Annotated in this window: 21 protein-coding genes and 1 pseudogene; 14 read left to right on the top strand and 8 right to left on the bottom strand. The window is 70.5% G+C overall.

Annotated elements, in window-relative coordinates; all coding sequences use genetic code 11:
- Positions 1-146: 146 nt before the first annotated feature.
- On the top strand, positions 147-941 hold the full coding sequence (locus FB561_RS04575) for an inositol monophosphatase family protein (RefSeq protein ID WP_145803335.1): 795 nt from the start codon (positions 147-149) through the stop codon (positions 939-941).
- On the opposite strand, the gene FB561_RS04570 is transcribed toward FB561_RS04575, so the two are convergent.
- Both FB561_RS04570 and FB561_RS04565 read right to left on the bottom strand, forming a co-directional pair.
- The gene (locus FB561_RS04570; protein ID WP_145803333.1) at positions 916-1,338 is read right to left on the bottom strand and encodes an HAD domain-containing protein; all 423 of its coding nucleotides are present in this window, start codon (positions 1,336-1,338) and stop codon (positions 916-918) included. The two genes, FB561_RS04575 and FB561_RS04570, sit on opposite strands and share 26 nt — an antisense overlap.
- Positions 1,339-1,392: 54 nt before the next feature.
- Positions 1,393-2,286, bottom strand: a complete 894-nt coding sequence (locus tag FB561_RS04565; protein WP_145803331.1) for a hypothetical protein — start codon at positions 2,284-2,286, stop codon at positions 1,393-1,395.
- A gap of 218 nt (positions 2,287-2,504) precedes the next feature.
- Between FB561_RS04565 and FB561_RS04560 the strand changes: the two genes are divergently transcribed.
- Entirely contained in the window at positions 2,505-2,912 is a 408-nt protein-coding gene (locus FB561_RS04560; protein ID WP_202880543.1) for a hypothetical protein, read from the top strand.
- Positions 2,913-2,939: 27 nt separating this feature from the next.
- Here the strand turns inward: FB561_RS04560 and FB561_RS04555 are convergent, their stop codons facing one another.
- Positions 2,940-4,145: an NADH-quinone oxidoreductase subunit D gene (locus FB561_RS04555; protein WP_145803329.1), complete on the bottom strand. Its 1,206-nt coding sequence runs from the start codon at positions 4,143-4,145 to the stop codon at positions 2,940-2,942.
- A 26-nt stretch (positions 4,146-4,171) separates the two neighbouring features.
- Between FB561_RS04555 and FB561_RS04550 the strand changes: the two genes are divergently transcribed.
- A complete protein-coding gene (locus FB561_RS04550; protein WP_145803326.1) occupies positions 4,172-4,660 on the top strand; it encodes a PH domain-containing protein in 489 nt (162 codons plus the stop codon).
- Complete coding sequence (locus FB561_RS38180; RefSeq protein WP_145803324.1) at positions 4,657-6,084, top strand: PH domain-containing protein; 1,428 nt, start codon at positions 4,657-4,659, stop codon at positions 6,082-6,084. Before FB561_RS04550 ends, FB561_RS38180 begins: the two co-directional genes overlap by 4 nt.
- 95 nt (positions 6,085-6,179) lie before the next feature.
- Here the strand turns inward: FB561_RS38180 and FB561_RS04540 are convergent.
- Together FB561_RS04540 and FB561_RS04535 are read right to left on the bottom strand one after the other, a co-directional pair.
- Positions 6,180-6,839: pseudogene (locus FB561_RS04540) on the bottom strand (SAM-dependent methyltransferase); the annotation flags it as partial.
- On the bottom strand, positions 6,840-7,460 hold the full coding sequence (locus tag FB561_RS04535; RefSeq protein ID WP_145803320.1) for a 2'-5' RNA ligase family protein: 621 nt from the start codon (positions 7,458-7,460) through the stop codon (positions 6,840-6,842).
- 130 nt (positions 7,461-7,590) lie between these two features.
- On the opposite strand from FB561_RS04535, the gene FB561_RS04530 reads away from it, so the two are divergent.
- The 7 genes from FB561_RS04530 to FB561_RS04500 all read left to right on the top strand — a co-directional run bounded on the left by FB561_RS04530 (position 7,591) and on the right by FB561_RS04500 (position 14,634).
- On the top strand, positions 7,591-8,466 hold the full coding sequence (locus tag FB561_RS04530) for a Rossmann-like and DUF2520 domain-containing protein (protein ID WP_145803318.1): 876 nt from the start codon (positions 7,591-7,593) through the stop codon (positions 8,464-8,466).
- Positions 8,463-9,290 carry a pantoate--beta-alanine ligase gene (panC, locus tag FB561_RS04525; RefSeq protein WP_145803316.1) on the top strand — a complete coding sequence of 276 codons (828 nt, stop codon included), beginning with the start codon at positions 8,463-8,465 and terminating at the stop codon, positions 9,288-9,290. The genes FB561_RS04530 and panC overlap by 4 nt, the downstream gene beginning before the upstream one ends.
- A gap of 22 nt (positions 9,291-9,312) precedes the next feature.
- Positions 9,313-10,977 carry an L-aspartate oxidase gene (locus FB561_RS04520; RefSeq protein ID WP_145803314.1) on the top strand — a complete coding sequence of 555 codons (1,665 nt, stop codon included), beginning with the start codon at positions 9,313-9,315 and terminating at the stop codon, positions 10,975-10,977.
- Between the two features lie 5 nt (positions 10,978-10,982).
- Entirely contained in the window at positions 10,983-11,837 is an 855-nt protein-coding gene (nadC, locus tag FB561_RS04515; protein ID WP_145803312.1) for a carboxylating nicotinate-nucleotide diphosphorylase, read from the top strand.
- Positions 11,837-12,601, top strand: coding sequence for a type III pantothenate kinase (locus FB561_RS04510; protein WP_145803310.1), 765 nt, complete (start codon positions 11,837-11,839; stop codon positions 12,599-12,601). Before nadC ends, FB561_RS04510 begins: the two co-directional genes overlap by 1 nt.
- Before the next feature lie 117 nt (positions 12,602-12,718).
- A complete protein-coding gene (locus FB561_RS04505) occupies positions 12,719-13,153 on the top strand; it encodes a DUF6220 domain-containing protein (protein WP_145803308.1) in 435 nt (144 codons plus the stop codon).
- A gap of 35 nt (positions 13,154-13,188) precedes the next feature.
- Entirely contained in the window at positions 13,189-14,634 is a 1,446-nt protein-coding gene (locus FB561_RS04500; protein WP_145803306.1) for a multicopper oxidase family protein, read from the top strand.
- A 2-nt stretch (positions 14,635-14,636) separates the two neighbouring features.
- On the opposite strand, the gene FB561_RS04495 is transcribed toward FB561_RS04500, so the two are convergent.
- A complete protein-coding gene (locus FB561_RS04495) occupies positions 14,637-15,203 on the bottom strand; it encodes a carboxymuconolactone decarboxylase family protein (RefSeq protein ID WP_170284576.1) in 567 nt (188 codons plus the stop codon).
- A gap of 144 nt (positions 15,204-15,347) precedes the next feature.
- Between FB561_RS04495 and FB561_RS04490 the strand changes: the two genes are divergently transcribed.
- Both FB561_RS04490 and FB561_RS04485 read left to right on the top strand, forming a co-directional pair.
- Positions 15,348-16,604 carry a hypothetical protein gene (locus tag FB561_RS04490; protein ID WP_170284575.1) on the top strand — a complete coding sequence of 419 codons (1,257 nt, stop codon included), beginning with the start codon at positions 15,348-15,350 and terminating at the stop codon, positions 16,602-16,604.
- Positions 16,605-16,616: 12 nt separating this feature from the next.
- Positions 16,617-17,876, top strand: a complete 1,260-nt coding sequence (locus FB561_RS04485; RefSeq protein ID WP_145803300.1) for a hypothetical protein — start codon at positions 16,617-16,619, stop codon at positions 17,874-17,876.
- A 6-nt stretch (positions 17,877-17,882) separates the two neighbouring features.
- On the opposite strand, the gene FB561_RS04480 is transcribed toward FB561_RS04485, so the two are convergent.
- On the bottom strand, positions 17,883-18,284 hold the full coding sequence (locus FB561_RS04480) for a TIGR03668 family PPOX class F420-dependent oxidoreductase (RefSeq protein WP_145803298.1): 402 nt from the start codon (positions 18,282-18,284) through the stop codon (positions 17,883-17,885).
- Positions 18,285-18,369: 85 nt separating this feature from the next.
- Here FB561_RS04480 and FB561_RS04475 point away from each other — a divergent pair, with 85 nt between their 5' ends.
- Positions 18,370-19,656: a hypothetical protein gene (locus tag FB561_RS04475; protein WP_145803297.1), complete on the top strand. Its 1,287-nt coding sequence runs from the start codon at positions 18,370-18,372 to the stop codon at positions 19,654-19,656.
- Here FB561_RS04475 and FB561_RS04470 read toward each other — a convergent pair.
- Positions 19,642-20,316: a DedA family protein gene (locus FB561_RS04470; RefSeq protein WP_145803295.1), complete on the bottom strand. Its 675-nt coding sequence runs from the start codon at positions 20,314-20,316 to the stop codon at positions 19,642-19,644. The two genes, FB561_RS04475 and FB561_RS04470, sit on opposite strands and share 15 nt — an antisense overlap.
- Between the last annotated feature and the right edge of the window lie 5 nt (positions 20,317-20,321).

Here is a 20,321-nt window from a genome sequence, read left to right as displayed (position 1 = left end):
TCCGGCTGCGCGCTGGAGCCACCACACGGCGGCCGAGCGACTTGGTCTTCGCAAGGACGATCCTGCGGGATGTGCCGTCGAGCAGTAGCCCGGAAACTTTTGGTCGCTCTGTGCAAGATTGTTTCCACTCGACGGAGGAGAACGCTGTGACGGAACTGGGTCGCCTGTTGGAGATTGCTGAGGCGGCGGTCGATGTTGCTGCTGGGGTGGTGGGGGCGCGGACGCCTGGCGCGCTGCATTTCAAGGGCGATCGGGACATGGCTTCCGAGACGGACATCGCGGTGGAGCAGGCGGTGCGCGAGTACCTGGCGAAGGTGACGCCGGAAATCGGGTTCCTCGGCGAGGAGGAAGGCGTTCGTGCGGGGGAGGGCGAGCTGTCGTGGGTGCTCGACCCGATCGACGGCACCGTGAACTACATCCACGGCGTGCCGCTGTGGGGGATCTCGCTCGGCCTGATCGACGGCACCACGTCGCTGCTCGGCGTCATCGACTTCCCGGACCTCGGCCGCCGGTACAAGGCCGCGCAGGGCCATGGGGCGTACCGCGACGGCGAACGCATCCACGTCAGCACGGTCGATCAGTTGCCCGAGGCCCTTGTCATGGCGGGCGACTTCGCGGTGGGCGAGGACGCCGCCGAGAAGAACCGCGCCCGCTTTGCCCTGCTCGACCTGCTGGTCCCGCGGGTCCAGCGGGTGCGGATGCTCGGTACGGCGGCGCTCCACCTCGCCCTGGTCGCGGACGGCAGCCTGGACGCCTCGATCATGTTCAGCAACAAACCCTGGGACACCAGCGGCGGCGTCGTCATCGCCCGCGAAGCCGGCGCCCTCGTCCTCGACGCCGAAGGCAACAACCACACCGTGGCCTCCACCGCCACAGTCGCCGTAACCCCCGCCCTCTCCGAAGCCCTCATCCCCCTCATCCACCAAGCAACACGAGCCTGAACCCGCGGTACGGGTTCAGGCTCAGAGACCGGCGATCCAGCGTCGGACCGCAGCGAAGTCCAAGGTGGAGAGGCGACGATCGCCGAGGTTTCCAGTGCAGCCCGTTCGGGAGAGGCGCATCATCGGGCGGCCATTCGACGAACGCCAGCTCCGGCAGACCGATCCGTGGCGCCACCGCCTCGTTCGCATCCTGAGCCCAGGTGGAGGCCCAGACGATCTCGCAGCCGAGTGCGGCCAGCTCCGGGCCGAGAGCAGGGTTGATGCGAGCGACGAGCGGATTGATCCCGGCGCCGGTCGGTACCGGCTCATAGATCGGGTGCGTACCTTGGCCTCCGAACGGGATCAGAGGTCCGTCCACGTCCAGGAAAAGAATCGGCCGCTGCCGCCCGCCCGTCATCGCCCCAGGGTAGGTGGGCGCGACGACGGAGGGCCGACAGCGGCCGATCAGTTGTCAGTAGGCCTTTTCGGTCCAGTTGAGGGCGCCGAGGGAGCCGCCCTTGATGTCGGAGCCGAGGCCGTCCTTCTCGTTGGCGTCGAAGTAGATCGAGGCGCTGCCGGTGGCGGTGATGCCGAGCAGGCTGCGGCCGTTGGGGCGTGAGGAGCAGAAGCCCGCGTTGATGCTGGTGAACTGGTTGAAGCCGCTGGGGCGGACGACCTTCGACGTGATCTTGGCCGGGTCCTTCTCGGAGACCTGCCACTCCTTGAGCTCGCCGGTGGTCTTGCCCCCGAACAGGACGTGGATCGGGGCGGCGGCCGTACCGCCGGTGCGCTGGTACTTCAGGGTCTTGACCGTGTTCCAGGCGGTGCCGGGCATCAACACCGGCGTCGTGATCCGGGGCGCACCGTCGCCGAAGACCGTCTGGAAGCGGTACAGCGACTTGCCCGCCACCCGGTAGTAGTAGGACCCAGGTCCGCCGACGAGGATCCGGGTGCCGGCGAACCCGGACGCCAGCGGCGTGGTGGTCTGCTCGGTGACCCGCCAGACGCCGTCGGTCCGGCGGATGACGCGCTTCAGCAGATAGAGCTTCCCGTCGGTGGGATGGGTGACCAGGTTCTGCGCCATCTGCACGTCCTCGCCACCGGACGCGGCGCCCTCCGCCATCGCGGTCGGCACCCAGCCGAGGTTGTCGTTCTCGATCGCCTCGACGCTGGTCTTCTTGGCGGCGTACTTGTAGCTGAGACGCTGTCCGTCCGCCCGGTACGCCGAGGTCCTGGCCTGGCAGTCGGCCGGTACGTCGCTGAGGGCCGCGTCGGCCGGACCGGCGCTACCGACGATGCCGGCCACGGCCAGACCGGTCGCGACGACGGCCAGTGTCGTGGCCGCGGCCACGAGAGATTTACGCATCAGAGAAGTTCCTTCAGGGGAGGTCGAGTCGAGCGGGTCCGGCGCACAACTAGTTGCTGTAAACAACAGGCAGCCGAACCGCCGTCCGAGCGTAGAGCTGACCATCGTCGCGGCACTGCCCGTACTTCCCCCGTACCCGGTCGTTTCCTCGGCAGTCGGTTGCCATTGGCATCCGTCGTGACCGATCCGGTCGCGGGGGCCGGGTACGATCCCGGTCCATGAGAACTCGGTGGATGTCGATGGTCGTGGCGTCGGTGCTGGTGTTGTCCGTGCCGGCGTGCTCGCCCGGCAGGGTCTCCAAGTGCGAGAACGCGTACAAGGCGGCGACCACCTCGGTCGACGGCGTGGCCTCCGCCGAGTTCGAGTGCAGCTTCCAGTTCGGCGGCGGCTGGCAGCGCGCGAAGGTGGTCTTCGAGCCGACCACCGAGGCCAAGGCCATCGTGATGGTGGACAAGATCCTGCGGGCGATGGCCGCGTCTCCCGACCTCGAGGACAGCTGGGGAACGCCGCAGGAGTACGCGACCGCGGACCGGTCGGTTCTCGTCAGTGCGGGTGACGTGGGATTCAAGGCCGGCGTGCCGAACGTGGGCGAAGTCCGCCAGCGCTTCGGCATCACGCCCCGCTGATCCCACCGCCCGGCCCGGCCGGACCGGCTACTTGTCGATGTCTCCGACCACGAAGAACATCGAGCCGAGAATCGCGATCATGTCCGCGACCACCGTGCCCGGCAGCATCTCCGGCAGCACCGAGATGTTGTTGAAGCTGGCGGATCGGAGCTTGAGCCGCCACGGGGTCTTGTCGCCGCGGGAGACCAGGTAGTACCCGTTGATGCCGAGCGGGTTCTCGGTCCAGGCGTACGTCTGTCCCTCGGGCACCTTGAGGATCTTCGGCAGCCGGACGTTCACCGGCCCGGCCGGCATCGAGGCGAGCTTGTCGATGCAGGCGTCGACGAGGTCCAGGGAAACCTTCACCTGGTCCAGCAGCACCGCGAAACGCGCGTAGCAGTCGCCGTCGGATCGCGTGACTACCCGCAGGACGCCGTCGCGGGCCAGCTCCTCGTACGCGAGGTACGGCTCGTCGCGGCGGAGGTCGGCGTCGACGCCGGCGGCTCGCGCGATCGGGCCGGAGACGCCGTAGGACGTGATCAGCTCGGGGCTCAGCCGGCCGACGCCCTTGGTCCGGGCGTGGAAGATCTCGTTGCCGAGGACAAGGTTCTCGATGTCGGGGAGGCGGCCGCGGACGGCCTTCGACGCGGCGGCGGCGCGATCCAGCCAGCCGTACGGGAGGTCCTCCTTCAGCCCGCCGACGCGGTTGAACATGTAGTGCATGCGGCCGCCGGAGAGTTCCTCCATCACCGACTGCAGGGTCTCGCGCTCGCGGAAGGCGTAGAACACGGGCGTGATCGCGCCCAGTTCGAGCGGGTACGAGCCGAGGAACATCAGGTGGTTCAGGATCCGGTTCAGCTCGGCCAGCAGGGTCCGCAGCCAGACCGCGCGGACCGGGACCTCGAGACCCATCATCCGCTCGACGGCGAGCACGACGCCGAGCTCGTTCGCGAAGGCGGACAGCCAGTCGTGCCGGTTCGCGAGCACGATGATCTGGCGGTAGTCGCGGACCTCGAACAGCTTCTCGGCGCCGCGGTGCATGTAGCCGATGATCGGTTCGCAGCCGAGGATGCGTTCGCCGTCGAGGGTCAGCCGCAGCCGCAGGACGCCGTGGGTGGCGGGGTGTTGCGGGCCGATGTTGAGCACCATGTCGGTGGTGGCCAATTCGGAGCCGGTTCCGGTGCCGCCGCGCTCGTACGCGGGGTCCAGCCCGGCCGCCCCGGCACCGATTCCGACCACTCTTTCGGTACTCATGCCCCCTATCGTGACAGGCTTGTCCCGTGGATGACCTCTTCGTACCGTCGGATGTCAGCTGGACGCCGGTCTCGCCGAAGCTCGCCTCGGTCCGCCGGGTGAACGCGGCGATCACGTTCGGGCTGCTCGGGATCGCCGGGTTGGTGGTGCTCGGGCTGACGCTGGACTGGCTGTACGGCGGGCTGTGGCTGGTCGTCTGCCTCGGCGGGCTGGCCTGGTCCTGGGTCCTGGTCGGGCGGAACCAGCGGTCCTGGAAGTACGCCGAGCGCGAGGACGAGCTGCTGGTCAGTCACGGCATCCTGTTCCGCCAGCTGGTCGTGGTGCCGTACGGGCGGATGCAGTTCGTCGACGTGGCCGCCGGGCCGTTGGAGCGGGCCTTCGGGATCGCGACCGTGGAGCTGCACACGGCCACCCCCGCGACGGACGCGAAGATCCCCGGGTTGCATCCGGACGAGGCGAGCCGGTTGCGGGATCGGCTGTCCGCGCTCGGCCAGGCGCAGGCGTGGGGCCTGTGACCGAGCCCGTCGCACCCTCCCAGACGTCCCAGCCGCGGGCCGAGCAGACAGGGGAGCGGCTGCATCCGCTGACCCCGTTCGTGAAGGGCTGGGGGTACTTCGTCGTCGCCGCGTTCGCGATGGCGAACAACGAGAGTCTGCGCACCAACCTGACCATCGCCGGGATCGTGCTCGGCGCCGTGCTGGTCGGCGGCATCCTGCTCGGCGCGTTGTCCTGGTGGTTCACCAAGTGGCAGCTGACCGACGACGCGATCCGGGTGGACAGCGGGTTCCTGTTCCGCCGGACCAGGATCATCCGGTTCGACCGGATCCAGACGATCGACGTCGCGCAGCCGCTGGTGGCTCGCTTGTTCAACATGGCCGAGCTGCGGATGGACGTGGCCGGTGGCAGCCGCAGCGACGGCCGGCTGAGCTACTTCACGTACGACGACGCCGCGAACCTGCGGACCACGCTGCTGGTCCGGGCGAAGGGCGAGCAGGCCACCGAGCGGCCGGAGGAGCCGCGGTACGAACCGCCGCCGCTGCTGGTGGTCCCGACCGGGCGGCTGCTCGGGGCGACGTTGCTCTCCTCCACCGTGCTCGGCAGCCTGGCCGGTCTGATCTGGCTGATCGTGGCGACCACGGTGCTGGAGTTCCACATCGGTCTGTTCGCCGGTCTGCCGCTGTTGCTCGGCGTGGTGCAGCCGATCTGGAAGCAGGTCGTCGGCAACCACAAGTTCACGCTCGCGGAGACGCACGACGGACTGCGGACCAAGCGCGGCCTCTTCGACATCCAGCGGCAGACGGTGCCGCCGGGACGCGTGCAGGGCCTGCTGATCACCGAGCCGCTGATCTGGCGGCTGATCGGCTGGTCCCGCGTCGACCTGGACATCGCTGGCGTGGTCGGCGGCGTCCAGGGCGACGACGGTGACGAGCGGGACGGCGCACAGCTGCTCCCGGTCGGACAGCGCGACGAGGTGGCCGGCGTACTGGCTCGGGTGCTGCCCGGTCTGGACCTGTCCCGCATCGAGCTGCACCGCGCGCCGGAGCGGGCGAAGTGGCTGCGGCCGATCGGCTGGCGGTACCTGGCCTACGGCGCCGACGAGCAGGTCCTGGTGACCACCCGTGGCTGGATCAGCCGGCGGACGTCGATCGTGCTGCACCACAAGACCCAGTCGGTCCGGGTCCAGCAAGGACCGCTGCAGCGGCGCCTGGGGCTCGCCAATGTCCACGTGGACACCCCGCAGGGCCCCACCGACGCGGTTGCCCTGCACCGCGACCTGGGCGACGCCGCCGAGCTCCTCGAAGCTCAGACCGCCAGGGCCCGCGAGGCACGGCGTACGGCGTCCTCCCCGGTCCCCGTCCAGACCCAGCCGAATCCGCCGAGCCCGGACGGGTCCAGCAGCTCCGACGCCTCTCCGGCGGACGACAGCTCGGCCACGTAGCGCAGGGGGTCGGTGCGGGCCAGGTCCTGGCTGGGACGGCTCGCGGAGATCCCGAGAGCGCGGAGCGCGTCGCGCTGACTCGTAATGGTCCCGCCGAGCGAGTCCAGGGCGACGTGAGCCGTGATGTCGCAGCTGCCGTCCGGGACCGGATCACACTCCCGCCCCTGCCGGAAACCGGTCAGTGTCCCGTACGCCGGCCGCCCGGCGCGCACGTGCCCGTAGTCGATGGCGAGCGCGACCCCACCGTCGAGCCGGCCGAGGACGCCGGACCACGCGTCGTCCCGGCTGGTACCGATCTCGGCCCGGTCACCTGGTTCCGCGAGCGGCCACCACTTCGTCAGCCAGGCCAGGTCCTCGCCCTCCACCACCGGACCCGGGGTCAGGTCGGGCAGCAGGTACCGCGGGACGCCGTCCGGGTCGAGCTCGGCCAGTTCGCAGGGGACGTTGTCCAGCCATTCGTTCGCGACGAGCAGGCCCGGGATCCGCGCGGGCAGCTCGTCGTCCAGCTCGATCCCGGCCACCTCCAGGTCCGGATCCAGCGAGCGCACCGCCCGGCCGAGTTCGCCCGAACCGGCGCCGAGATCGGTGATCCGGTCGGCCCCGATCGCCCGGGCCAGCCGGACCAGCGCCGCCGCGAACAGCGGCGACACGTGCACCGAGGTCCGGAAATGGGCGGCCGGCCGCTCCCGGCGGTAGAACCCGTCGGGGCCGTACAACGCGGTCTGCCAGGCGTCGCGGAAGGTCGCCGCGGCCATCTACCCGGTGCCCAGCGGGACCGAGCCGACGAGCCGCCAGATCTGGTCGCCGCCCTCCCGCCAGATGGTCAGGTCGTCGAGGAGCACGGTCGGCGGTGCCGCCAGCTCCAGCGCGGTCTCCGCCTCCGCGACCAGCTCGTCGGTGCCCTGCCCGGAGGACGCGATGGTCAGGTGCGGGTACGGATCCGGGTGCTCACCGCCGTACGGCGGGCACTCCGGGAACGCCTTCAGCACCCGCTGGATCACGTCCAGCACCTCGTCGAACGGCTCCGGCCGCAGGTACACGGTCCCGTTCGGGAACCGGCCGACGCCGTCGAAGCCGAGCTGGAACGGCGGGACGTCGGCGAGCGCGTCGGTGAGCCGTTGGACGTGCTCCGGCCGCGGGTCGGCCACCCACGGCACCAGGACGGTCACGTGCGGTGGGATCAGCGCGCTCAGCGGGAGATCCGGGCGCACGGACGAGTACGAGCCGGTGCGCCACCGGTCCGTGTACCGGGCGAGCTCGGGCACCGCGATCAGCAGAGCGGTCAGTCCCGCCCGTTCGGTCCAGGTCCGCTGCGTACTCCCCGTGTCCGGCCGGTGTGCGGACGCACGGCCGGGGTCGAGCTGTTGTCCTCCCATCGGCTCATCGTGCCACCTGTGAGGAAGGACTCGTACCTGTCCGGCCCGGTACTCCTGCCCCTACGCTGGAAGACAACCGCACCGAATCGTCTGGTACCCGCCCGTCGGGACTGGAACGTAGAGAGTGGATATGGAACGCATCGGCATCATCGGAGCCGGGCGGGCCGGGAGCGCCCTGGGAGCAGCCTTGGCGTCCGCCGGGTACCCCGTCACGGGCCTGACCGCACGCACCCCGGTCTCCCGGGAGCGGGCCGCACGGCTGCTCCCGGACGTCCCCGTCCTCACCCCGGACGAGGTGACCGCCCGCGCCGACGTGGTGCTGGTCGCGGTCCCGGACGACCACATCGCCACCACCGCGGCCGCGCTGCCGTTGACGGCGGGCCAGTACGTCGTCCACCTCTCCGGCGCCCACGGACTCGCGGTACTGGCGGGAGTGGACGCGGTCCCGATCGCGCTGCACGCGCCGATGACGTTCACCGGTGGCCCGGCGGACCTCACCGATGTGGTGCTCACCGCGACCGCGCCGGAGGCGGCGAGGACGTTCGTCGAGCGACTGGCCAAGGACCTCGGCGCCGACGTGCAGTGGGTCGCGGAGGAGCAGCGGGCCCGGTACCACGCGGGCATCGTGCACGGGGCGAACCACCTGACCACGTTGCTCGCGCAGGCGTTCGACGTACTGCGGGCAGCGGGCGTCCAGGATCCGGCGGCCACACTGCGGCCGCTGGTCACGGCAACTCTCGACAACACGCTGCGGTCCGGTCATGATGCGCTGACCGGGCCGATCGCCCGCGGCGACGTCGACACGGTCGCAGCCCACCTCGCCGTCCTCCGGGACCGCACGGCAAGCACGTACGCCGAGCTGGCCCGGGCCACGGTGGAGCTGGCCGCGGCCGACGGCAGGCTGGACCAGGCGACCGTCGCCCGCTTCGGCGAGGTACTGGCGGGGAACCGGGCGCCGGACGAACAGGTGCTGGAGCGGGATCGAGCAGGGGAGGCACCGCGGTGAGACTCACCCAGACGAAGGCCGAGTTGCGAGCGGCTGCCGCGGTGCGGCCCCGCGCGGTCGTGATGACGATGGGCGCGCTGCACGAGGGACACGCGGCGTTGCTCGCGGAGGCGCGGGAACGGGTCGGGCCGGACGGCAGCGTGGTCCTGACGATCTTCGTGAACCCGTTGCAGTTCGGGCCGTCCGAGGACTTCGACCGGTACCCGCGGACGCTGGCCAACGACCTGGCGATCGCGAAGGCCGAGGGCGTCGACCTGGTCTTCAACCCGTCCCGCGACGAGCTCTATCCGAACGAGCCGTCGATCACCGTGCATCCCGGCCCACTGGCCGACGAGCTGGAGGGCATGGTCCGGCCGGGCCACTTCGCCGGGGTGCTCACGGTGGTGGCGAAGATGCTGCACCTGACCGCGCCCGACCTGGCGCTGTTCGGTGAGAAGGACTACCAGCAGCTGACGCTAATCCGGGAGATGACGTGCGACCTGGACTGGGACGTCGACATCGTCCCGGTCCCCACGGTCCGCGAGGCCGACGGACTCGCGCTGTCCTCCAGGAACCGGTACCTCGACGAGACCGAGCGGGACGAGGCGCTCGTCCTGTACCGGGCCCTGACGGCCGGCGCGAAGGCGGGGATGAACGGACCCGACGCCGTCCTCGCGGCCGCCCACGCCGAGCTGGAGGCGGTCCCGTCGGTGAAGATCGACTACCTCGCCCTCCGAGCACCCGATCTCGGCCCCGTGATCGGCCCCGGCGAGGCCAGAATGCTGGTCGCGGCCCGGGTGGGAACGACCCGTCTCATTGACAACATTTCCATCACGCTGCGGTGAAACAGCTTGATACGGTCGCGGGATGACTGCTCCCGCCGTGCCGCAGCGGCTTGCCGCGCCCGCACCTGGTTGGACCGACACCGTCGACGTGGTCGTGATCGGGTCCGGGATCGCCGGACTCACCGCGGCTCTCAAGGCTCGTGCGCTCGGTTCGGTCCTGGTGGTAACCAAGGACGTGGTCGCGTCCGGGTCGACGCAGTGGGCGCAGGGTGGGATCGCGGCCGCGCTCGGACCGGGTGACTCGCCCGAGGACCACCTCGAGGACACCCTGGTCGCCGGAGCAGGGCTGTGTGACCCGGCCGCGGTCCGCGCGCTCGTCACCGAAGGGCCGGACGCCGTCCGCGAACTGATCGACCTCGGGGCCCGGTTCGACACCGCGGCCGGTGGGGACCTGTCGCTGACCCGCGAAGGCGGCCACCACCGGAACCGGATCGCCCACGCCGGCGGCGACGCGACCGGGATGGAGATCGAGCGCGCCCTGGTCGCCGCGGTGAAACGGGCCGACGACATCCGGATCATCGAGCACGCCCTGGTCCTCGACCTGCTGCGCGCGGACGACGGCGCCGTCGCGGGCGTCACCCTGCACGTGATGGGCGAGGGCCAGCTCGACGGCATCGGCGCGATCCGCAGCCGGGTGGTGATCCTCGCGTCCGGCGGTCTCGGCCAGCTGTACGCCGCGACCACCAACCCGAGCGTGTCCACCGGCGACGGCGTGGCCCTGGCGCTGCGAGCCGGCGCGAAGGTGCGCGACCTGGAGTTCGTCCAGTTCCACCCGACCGTGCTCTGGCTGGGCAAGGGCGCGAAAGGCCAGCAGCCGTTGGTGTCCGAGGCCGTCCGCGGTGAGGGCGCGTTCCTGGTCGACCACGACGGCAACCGGTTCCTGCAGGGTCAGCACGAGCTGGCCGACCTGGCGCCGCGCGACATCGTGGCGAAGGCGATCATGCGGCAGATGCTTGCCACCGGCAAGGATCACATGCTGCTCGACGCCCGGCACTTCGGCGACGAGCTCTGGCGGGTCCGGTTCCCCACCATCCTGGCGTCCTGCCGCTCGCACGGCATCGACCCGGTCCGCGAGCTGATCCCGGTCGCGCCCGCGTGCCACTACTCCTCCGGCGGCGTCTGGACCGACCTGGACGGGCAGACGTCCGTCCCCGGCCTGTACGCGTGCGGCGAGGTCGCCTGTACCGGCGTGCACGGCGCGAACCGGCTGGCCTCGAACTCGCTGCTCGAAGGCCTCGTCTTCGCCGGCCGGATCGTCACCGCCCTCGCGAACGACGGCCTGCCGCCGCTGCGGGAGCCGGCCGTCGACAGCCGGGTGGCCGGTCTGGTCGACGCCGACGTGGTCGCCGAGCTGCAGCGGACGATGACGGTCGGGGCCGGCGTGATCCGCAGCGCGACCGGGCTCGCGGACGCCGGGGAGCGGCTCGGCAAGCTGATCGAGCAGCCGGCGGGCGAGCCGGGGACCCCGCACTGGGAGGCGACGAACCTGGCCACGGTAGCCTCCGCGCTGGTCGCGGCCGCGACCGAGCGCGAGGAGAGCCGGGGCTCGCACTGGCGGGAGGACCACCCGGATCGCGACGACACCCGGTGGTCGGGCAGTGTGGACCTCACACTGCCGGCCGACGGGACCGCGGCCCGGCCGGCCACGGCGTTCGTGGCGCTGAAGGAATCGTCGGAGGGAAAGTGACCAGCATGGATGACACGCTCGACAAGCAGTGGGTCGAGGATCTCGTCCGGGCCACCCTGGAGGAGGACCTGGCCGGTGGCGTCGACGTCACCACCACCGCCACCGTGGACCCCGACCAGGTCTCGGTCGCGGAGCTGGTCGCCCGGGTCGACGGCGTGGTCGCCGGCCTCGAGATCGCCGAACTGGTGATTCGGCTGGTCGCGGGGTCCGATCCGGTCGAGATCGAGCACTCGGTCACCGACGGCACCGCGGTCCGGGCCGGCGACGTGCTGCTCACGGTGCGCGGCAAGACCAGGCAGCTGCTGACCGCCGAGCGCACCGCGCTCAACCTGATCGGGCACCTGTCCGGCGTGGCCACGCTGACCCGGCGCTGGGTGGACGCGGTCGAGGGCACCGGCGCGGTCATCCGCGACACCCGCAAGACGATGCCGCTGCTGCGCTCGCTGGAGAAGTACGCGGTCCGCTGCGGCGGCGGCCGGAACCACCGGATGGGCCTGTCCGACGCGGCCCTGATCAAGGACAACCACGTGATCGCGGCGGGCGGGGTCGCCGAGGCGTTCCGGCTGGTCCGCAAGGCGTACCCGGACATCGCCGTCGAGGTCGAGGTGGACTCGGTCGAGGACGCGCTGATCGCGCTGGAGTCGGGCGCGGACCTGATCCTGCTGGACAACATGCCGGTCGGGCAGCTCCGCGAGGCCGTCGAGAAGGTGGCCGGCCGGGCCCGGCTGGAGGCGTCCGGCGGGCTCACCCTGGACACCGCCCGCGCCGTCGCCGAGACCGGGGTGGACTTCCTCGCGGTCGGCGCCCTGACCCACTCGGCCCCGGTCCTCGACATCGCGATGGATCTGCGAGCCGTCTGATGCTGCTGGCCGTCGCCGTCGAGAACACCAGGACCCTGGTCGGTCTGGTCTTCGAGGGCACGGTCAAACGGCACTGGTGGGTGGGCACCGACCCCCGGCGTACCGCGGACGAGTGGGCCGTGTTGCTCGACGGGCTGCTGGCCGGGGAGTCGCCGGTCTCCGGGGTCGCCGTCTGTTCCGCGGTCCCGCACGTCCTGCACGAGCTGCGCGACGTCGTCGGCCGGTACTACCAGGACGTCCCGAGCGTGGTCGTCGAGCCGGGGGTGAAGACCGGGTTGCCCGTCCTGGTCGACAACCCGCGCGAGGTCGGTACCGATCGCATCGCGAACGCGCTGGCCGCAGTCAACCGGTACGGCGCTCCCTGTGTGGTGGTCGACCTCGGCACGGCGACCACCGTCGACCTGATCAACCCGGCCGGCGCCTTCGTCGGCGGAATCATTGCCCCCGGCATCGAAACGGCGACCGACGCCCTCGGTGAGTCGGCCGCCCAGCTCCGCCGGGTCGAGCTCACCCGGCCGCGTTCGGTGGTCGCCCGCAACACCGTCGAGGCGTTGCAGTCCGGCGCGATCTTCGGCTTCACCGCGCTGGTCGACGGCCTGGTCACCCGCGCCCTCGTCGAGCAGTCGCTCACGCCGGGCGAGGTCCCGGTGATCGCGACCGGAGCGCTCGCTCCGCTGATCGTCGCGGAGTCCGGCCTGATCACCCAGCACGAACCCTTCCTGCCCCTGCTCGGACTGCACCAGGCCTTCACCCGGAACCGGTGACCGCTCTGCGTGGTCGTTCGATCACGATGAAATGCTCTTGTCGCCCGGCCCGCCGAGGCTCAACATGAGATGAGCTACGCCCGGACTGGGGAGGCCCGGGCACAAGGGGGGAATCAGATGAGGTCCGTTTACCGTGTCCTCGCGTCGCTGGTCGCGATCGGGGTGCTCGCCCAGGCCATGACCATCGCGCTCGGCTGGTTCACCACGTTGAAGGACGTGGACGACGGCCTGGTGTTCGACAAGAACTCGGACGCCAACTTCGGGCAGATGGCGCACGGCATCCTCGGGATGACGGTGATCCCGGCGCTCGCGTTGCTGCTGCTGATCGTGTCATTCTTCGCCGGCGTCGACGGCGGGGTGAAGTGGGCGCTGATCGTGTTCGGCCTGGTGGTCCTGCAGGTGGCCCTCGCCTTCGTGTCGTTCGGCGTTCCGGCCATCGGCGCGCTGCACGGGGCGAACGCGCTGGCGGTGATGGCTGTCGCCGGGATGGCCGGCCGCCGGGCGGCGGGGCCGAGAACCGAGACGCCGGCGCCGAGCGAGGCCAAGCTGTAGATGTCTAGGGCAACAAGGAGCGACCGGCGGGCCCGATGACCGGGCGCCGCCGGCGGCTCCTGATCGGCCTGGCCGCGGCCGTCGTCGTGCTCGCCCCGCTCGCCTTCTTCTGGCAGCGCAGCCTGGTTCCGGGCGAGCTGTCCCCGATGACGATGGGGTACGCCGACTACGGCGGCGGCCCGGCCACGGCCGCGGGTCACGCCGGTCACGAGCGCGACATCAAGACCTTCGACGTACCCACCAACCGGCCCGCGGACGTCGTCGTCGAGCTGGTCGCGCGGGCGGAGCGGTTCGACATCGCGGGCCGTGGTCCGACCGAGGGCTACACCTTGAACCACAGCTCGCCAGGCCCCCGGATCACCGCGAAACAAGGGCAACTGATCCAGGTGACCTTGCGCAACGAGTCGGTCCCGGACGGGATCACGTTGCACTGGCACGGCGTCGACGTCCCAGCCGCTGCGGACGGCGTCGCCGGGGTCACCCAGGACGCGGTCCGGCCCGGGCAGAGCTTCGTGTACCGGTTCATCGCGCGCGACGCGGGGACGTACTGGTACCACTCCCACCAGGTGTCGCACGAGCAGGTGAAGAAGGGGTTGTTCGGCCCCCTGGTGATCTCGCCTGGTCCTGCCGACGTGGTGGCGGCCGTCCACACGTACGACAAGATCCGCACCGTCAACGGCCAGTACGGCGAACACCGCGTCGACGCGGCCCCCGGTTCGGTCGTGCGGGTGCGGCTGATCAACACCGACAACGGGCCGATGGCGACGTGGGTCGACGGGGCGCCGTACGCCGTGGTCTCGGTGGACGGGACCGACGTGCACGAGCCGGGCCAGGTGAACGGCAAGTCGGTCCTGGTCACCGCGGGCGGCCGGATCGACCTGCGGATCCGGATCCCGTCCGGCTCGGCGGTCCGACTAGGCCTGGGCGGCGGCCCGACCACGCTGGTCCTCGGCGCGGGCGATGCGCCGACGGGGACCGAACCGGCCGACCGGGTGGACCTGCTCAGCTACGGCACCCCTGCCCCGACGGGCCTGGACGCGTCGTCGCCGGATCGGCGGTTCGAGTACCGGATCGGCCGGCGGCCCGGGTTCCTCGACGGACGGCCGGGGCTCTGGTGGACGATCAACGGCCACCTGTACCCGGACGGGCCGATGTTCATGGTGGCGGACGGGGACGTGGTCGTGATGACGATCAAGAACACCTCCGGCCAGGTCCACCCGATGCACCTGCACGGCCATCACGTGCTCGTGCTGAGCCGCGACGGGGTCAAGGCGTCCGGGAGTCCCTGGTGGACCGACTCGCTCAACGTGGAGGACGGCGAGACGTTCGAGATCGCGTTCAAGGCCGACAACCCGGGCGTCTGGATGGACCACTGCCACAACCTGGACCACGCCGCCCAGGGCCTGGTCACGCACCTGATGTACGTGGGTGTGAATACGCCCTACAAGATCGGCGGCACGTACGACAACGAACCCGAGTGAGCTCAGCCAGGCGCGTCCACGGCCCGTCCGACGGTGAGAGCCTCGCGTAGCTGGGTCGGCAGTGAGTGGAACGCGGCGTCGGGTGCCGTCCCGGTGGCGTCCAGTGTCTTCGAGAAGAAGCACCGAGCCGCGGCCGCGAGCGCGACGTCGAGCACGTCGTCATCCGACAGGCCGACGCCCCGGAGCTCGTCCACGTCGGCCTGGGTGACCCGGTCCGCGGCCAGGGCCACCTTGCGGGCGAACGCCATCACCGCACGATCGACCGGATCAGCGGGCGGCGTACTCACCAACGCGGCGACCTCGTCCGGACTGTAGAACTTCTCGGCCAGCACCTTCCCGTGCGCCAAGCTGCAGTAGCTGGACCGCAACGCGGCCGCGGCGGCGAGCGTGGCCAGCTCGTACCGGCGCAGATCCATCGAGGACCGGATCGCCGTGTTGAGCTGTTTCCAGGCCTCGTAGACAGCAGGCCGCGCCGCGAACGTCCCCACATAGTTCGGCACGTACCCGGCCGCGACCCGGTTCTGCTCGAAGAAGTCCTCGTCGGTCGAGGGCGTACGGATGAAGGTCATGAGTTCCCCCCGGAAGTCGTGCCCCCAGTCTGACCCACCCGGGTCGACCCGGAAAGCCTGCAACAACCTGCAACCGTGTTGCCGACCGCCCCCTGCTCCTGCAGAATGCCCTGGCCAGGCCGTGGGGGACATGGCCTCTTCACCGTGGGGAACACCTTGAGAACCGCCATCGCGGCCGCATTGACGGCTGCCCTCGTCACCACCCTCACCACCCCGGCGACCCCGGCCGCAGCCGCCGAGACCGCGCCGACCAACGTCCGCATCGCCTGGAAGGACAGCACGTACCAACGCGTGGTGGTCAGCTGGGACGAGACGGAGCCGGTCGCCAACCTGGTGACCCTGCGGACGCGGGGCGATCGCAACTACTTCTCGGTGACCACGACCGCGGACCAGCCGAACGCGATCGAGGTCGAGGCCGCCCGGATCCGCGACTACTCCTGGTACTCGCCGGGCAAGCCGCTCGAGTTCGTCGTCGCCGGTGGCCCCTCCTCGGCGGTCTCGCCCGGCTTCGACGCCTTCGCTCCGAACCAGGCGCACCTGATCGCCGCGACCAGGTCGGCGGCCGGCGCGACCACGGTGCGCTGGCAGCCGCCGACCGGGACCGACCTGACCCCGAACGACCCGCTGGACCGGAACCTGCCGCTGACGTACCAGGTCTCCTACATCCCGGCGAGTACCGGCCGCCAGGTCCCGATCGGCGGCCGGACCACGGCGACCCAGGTCACGTACACGCTCCGCTCGGAGTACAAGCTCCAGGTCGTTGCCCACAACGAGTGGGGTGGGCAGTTCCCCACCACGATGGTGACGGCGAACGCGACCCGGATCACCGCGCACGTACCGTCCTGGGCGGTCTACGACAGCGATTCGGTGGTGACCGGGACCTACACGCCCGCGGACCAGCAGCGTCAGGTCGTGCTGCAGGCCCGTAACAGCTCCACCAGCCCCTGGTACACGGTCCGCTCGATCACTGCCAGGGGCGGGAGGTTCGAGTTCCCGCTGGGGACCGGTGGCAGTCGCCAGTACCGCGTGACCGCTCCGACCAGCCAGTACTACAACGGGGCGCTCGTGTACAACGCCGCCTCCACCGCGCCGGCCGCGTCGACCACTCAGCTCCGGGTGCTGGGCGCCTTCTGGTACACGCAGATCCTCGCTGGCTGGACGAACGAGGCGCGCCTGTACGTCGCCCCGAAGGTCAACACCACCGCGACCCTGCAGCGCTGGAACGGCAAGACCTGGACCACCGTCGGCCCGGTCAAGGTGAAGAACGGCTACGGCGTCGGCTACATCCGTACCACGGCCAAGGGCCGCACCGCCTACCGCTACTACGTCCCCGCGACCACGTACGCCGGCGTCTACTTCGCCGCCGCGTACACCCAGAACTTCGTCAACGTCGTCGTCTGAAAGGCAACACCCGTGAAGAAGTGGCCCGCCGCCACGCTGGCCGGAGCCCTGCTCGCCTCCGCCCTCGCCCCCACCCAAGCCCACGCCGCCGACACCGCGCCGACCAACGTCCGGATCGCCTGGAAGGACAGCACCCACCAGGAGGTGCGTGTCACGTGGACCGAGGAGGGGACGCGGCCCAACCGGATCAGCGTGCGGAGCCAGGCGAGTCCGACGGCGCTACGGACGTTCTACGTCGCGAGCGATGCGCCTGACGAGCTGGACATTCCGGCGAGTTCCATCGCCCCCAAGACTGGGACGGACGCGGTCTTCCAGATCGGCGTCGCGGCCGGCACCGAGGCCGGCGAGACGAGTGCGGCCGAGTTGTCGCCGGCGTTCGACATGCTCGGTCCGGTTTTCATGGAGCTGGACAGCTACTCCCTGGCAGGCGGGAGCACACTGAGCGTCAAGTGGAAGCGGGCGTCGGTGCAGGCCGAGGACAAGACGCCGAACGATCCGCTGGACGTCACCGGTACCGACCTGTACCAGCCGCAGTACGTCAAGGACGGGCGAACGGTGCCGCTGGGCGAACCCACCAGGAGCACGGCCCTCACGTTCACCGGGCCGCGGCCTCCATTCACGGTCGAGTTGGCCGGGACGAACGAGTGGATCGGCTCTGACCATGCCGGTGCGACGATCTCCGTGGCGTCCTACCACCCGACGGCCTCGATTCCCGCCTGGGTGCGGGCCGACACCTCGCAGAACACGGTCCGCGGAACCTTCACCGGATCCGGGCACGACAAGGTCATCCTGCAGGCTCGCAACAGCGCCACCAGCCCCTGGTACACGGTGGGTTGGCAGAACTTCACCAACAACCAGTACGCCTTCGACATGCGGGCGGCCGGCTCACGCCAGTACCGGGTGCAACTGCCCAACACCGTGAAGGGTGAGCGGGCCTTCTTCGGCGGTTACAGCCCGGTGGTGTCGACGACGGTGCAGACCAGCGTCGGGGCGAACTTCTGGAATCCCACCATCCGGGTCGGCCAGACCTCGCGGGCCGCCGTGTACATGAGGCCGTACCTCGTCGGCCATGCTCGCCTGGAGCGCTGGAACGGCAAGACCTGGACGCTCGTCGGCCCGGTCCCGATCGCGAACGGCCTCGGATTCGGCTACATCCGTGGCGCAACACCCGGCCGGGTCGCCTACCGGTACTACATCCCCGCCGGCACCCTGAACGGCCAGTGGTTCGCGGCCGCGTACTCCACCACGTTCGTCCTCACTACGACCCGCTGAGGCCGCTCAACTCGCCGACCAGCCGGTCCATTTCTCGATCTGGATCTCGATGAAGGGGCCGGTCGGTGGGGTCTCGGCGTACTGGGGGTACTTCGCGGCGAGGGGTTCGGTGGGGACACTGGGGAGGACGGTGGCGGTGCCGTCGGCTCGGGTCCACCAGAGTTGGGTCCAGTCGGGGGTGTAGTGGTCGGCGAGGAGGGCTACCCGCGGGTTCTCGGTGAGGTTGCGGAGCCGGCGGAGGTTCTTCGTCGTCTTGGGCTTGTGGTCGATCGCGATCAGGACCCGGTCACCGGTCAGGACGAAGGTGACGGGGACCAGATGGGGGCGGAGGTCGGCGCCGGTGGTGGCGAGGACGACGCGGTCGGCGGCCGCGAAGAGTTCCCGGCAGCGGCCGGGCGGAAGTATCACGATTCGGCCCTCCTGCTGGTGTGTCGCATGTCCTCACTATGTATCGTCTACGCGGTTCCGGTTTCCCGAGGGCAGGTGAGGCGCGATGGGCGGGGTGCGGCTGCCGCTTGCCATCGTGCTGCTCGTTCTCGGGGTCACGCTGACCGCCTGTTCGTCCGATCCGACGCCGACCGACGTGACGATCGCCTGGGCGGACAAGGGCCGGTCCGCGGTCCAGGTGAGCTGGAAGGACAACGGCGCCCCGAACCGGATCTCGATCGAGGGTGTGGTGTCCGCGAGCCCGTCGTACGTGAAGTACGTCGCCGCCTCCGACCCGAACACCTGGGCGATCCCGACCTCGGCGTTCCCGCCCGACGGGAACTACCGGATCGCGGTCGCCACCGGGACGTCCCAGGGCGGGGTGACCAGCAAGCCGGCCCGGTCGCCGATGTTCGACACCGACGGCCCGCTCCGGCCGACCGACGCGGTCGCGACCCCGCGCGGGAAGGACGTGGTGGTGAGCTGGCGGGTCCCGCCGCCGACCCAGGACTTCACCCCGGGTGACCCGCTCGACGTGCCGACCGGCTCGCAGCAGTACACACCCGTCATCGGCAGCAACGGCCAGCCGTTCCGCGCCGTCGCCGCGCCGACCACGAAGACCCAGCTGGTCCTCAAGAACGTCAAGCCGCCGTACTTCTTCCAGTTGCGGGCCAAGAACGAGTGGGCCTCGCTGACCGGGGCCGAGATCGCCGGCCGGGTCAGCTCGACGTCGATCGCGGTGCCGACGCTGTGGACCTTCGGCAAGCAGATGCTGATCCGCGGCCGGACCATCCAGCAGCAGATCAGCTGTGCGGAGACTCGTTGCTCGGTGCAACAGACCACCTCGGCCGGGCTGCCGGTGGTGATGCTGGCGCAGACCCGGGCCGGCGCGCCGTGGGTCGAGGTCGGCCGCGCGACCACGCAGGGCGGCGGGCACTTCGAGGTCCGGGTGAACACCGGCACCACCCGGTCGTACCGGGCCTACGTCCCGCTGACCAGCCGGACCGGTTCGCTGTCGACCGCGTCCAGCAGCAAGGCGTACCTGACCCGGAGCCGGCTGCTGATCCAGGGCGCCGGATACCAGGGCGGCAACCTGCACAACCGCAACGAGGTGATCACCGCGGCGGTCGTGGTTCGCCCGGTGTACAACGGCACCGCGACCCTGCAGTTCTGGAACGGCCGGGCCTGGGGCAACGTCAAGGCGACCCCGCTGCGCAACGGCCGGGCCACGATCTCGTTCAAGGCGACCAAACCGGGGATCTTCGCGTACCGCTTCCTGGTCCCCGGGACGACGTACCAGGGCTCGCCCGTCTTCGGGACGGCGACGCCCAGCCTGGTGCTACGCGTCCGCTGACTCCTCGACCACAGCGGGAGCCGCGACCGGGGCCACGATCTCGGTCCGGGTCCGGCGGTGCCGCAGTTTGAAGAACACGTACGCCCCGACCGCCACCACCGCGATCGCGACCAACGCCCAGATCGAGAGTTCGCCGAAGATCCGGTCCGCGTTGTCGCCGACCTTGTACGCGACCAGCCCGATCGTGGTCGACCAGGCGATCCCGCCGGCCGCGTTGGCGGCGAGGAACTGGGGGTACGGCATCCGCAGCGTGCCCGCCATCGGACCGGCGAAGATCCGCAGCAACGCGACGAACCGGCCGAAGAACACGGTCCAGACCCCGTACTTGTGGAAGTACCGCTCGGCCCGCTCGATCCGCTCGGCGGAGAAGTGCCTGGACCGGCGGCCGAGTCGCTGGAACAGCCCGCGCCCGGCCCGGCGGCCGATCATGTACCCGATCGAGTCGCCGACGATCGCACCGACCGCGGCGGCACCGATCACGTACCACAGGTTCAGGTCGCCCTGGGAGGCCAGCAGCGCGGCCGCGATCAAGGTCGTTTCCCCAGGCAACGGAATGCCCATGCTCTCGACCCCGATGACGAGGCCCACGACGAGGTAGGCGAGGGCGGCGATCCCGCCGGTCGGTACGGCGATGGCCAACGCGTGCAAGGATTCCCCCATAGGCC

The organism is Kribbella amoyensis (assembly GCF_007828865.1).
Lineage (GTDB): Bacteria > Actinomycetota > Actinomycetes > Propionibacteriales > Kribbellaceae > Kribbella > Kribbella amoyensis.
The sequence above is the reverse complement of the archived record's forward strand: the minus strand, read 5'-3'. Positions and strand labels throughout refer to the sequence as shown.